Origin of the sequence: Methylobacterium sp. WL116 (assembly GCF_008039455.1) — a bacterium.
Lineage (GTDB): Bacteria > Pseudomonadota > Alphaproteobacteria > Rhizobiales > Beijerinckiaceae > Methylobacterium.
In genome coordinates, this window is the sequence record NZ_VRUV01000966.1 from 1 (window position 1) to 856 (window position 856).

The following is an 856-nucleotide window of genomic DNA, read 5'->3' on the forward strand; positions in this document are numbered from 1 at the left end:
CCCCTACCGCCTGCCCGCACCGAGCCACTGGGAAGCCGTGATCGCGCGGCGCGCGGCGCTGCGCAGCGTCTTCCGCGGCACGGCCGGACCCGGGCGCCTTGCCGCCCTCGCGGCGTTCGGCCTCACCGCCGCGGACCTCGCATCCATCAGCCCGGATGCCTGCGTCAACGACATCGCCTTCGTCGAGCGGGCGGGCCCGCTGTGCGAGGCCGCCGACGGACCGGCTCCGGAGATGGAACTCGACGCAGCCCTCGCCGCCTTCGACACGATCCTCCGCCCGAGCGCGGCCGCGTGAAGCGGCCGGTCGGCTACTACGTCCACCATCAGGGCGCCGGCCATTGGCAGCGCGCCTGCGCGATCGCCCGGCACCTCGACCGGCCCTGCACCCTGATCGGCACGCTGGCCGGCCTCGATCGCGACGCGGCGCCGGGCAGCGTCCTCGACCTGCCCGACGACCGCTTGCCCGAGGCCCGTTCGCCCGAGGCCGCTTTCGACGGCCGTGACGGGGCGGCGACGCGCCCCGAGGCCTTCCACTACGCGCCCCTCGGGCTGGCGGGCCTGCGCGACCGCATGGCGGCGATCGCGGCCTGGATCGCGCGGGAGGACCCCGCCCTGATCGTGGTCGACGTCTCGGTCGAGGTCGCGCTGTTCGCGCGCCTGATGTCGGTGCCGGTGCTGATGGTGCGGCTCGCCGGCACCCGGACCGATCCGCCCCATCTCGAGGCCTTCCGCAGCGCCGAGCGCCTGATCGCACCGTTCCCGCGCGCCCTCGACGGCGCGTCCGTCCCGGCCTGGGTGCGCGACAGGACCCATTACGCCGGCTTCATCGGCACGACCGCCCGCCCCGGCCCTGCCC

2 pseudogenes are annotated in these 856 nt (G+C 76.1%); both read left to right on the forward strand.

Going from position 1 to position 856, the window contains the following annotated elements:
* Nucleotides 1–295: pseudogene (locus FV223_RS31035) on the forward strand (hypothetical protein); the annotation flags it as partial.
* A pseudogene (locus FV223_RS28815) lies at nt 292–856 on the forward strand (glycosyltransferase); the annotation flags it as partial. The pseudogenes FV223_RS31035 and FV223_RS28815, both read left to right, overlap by 4 nt.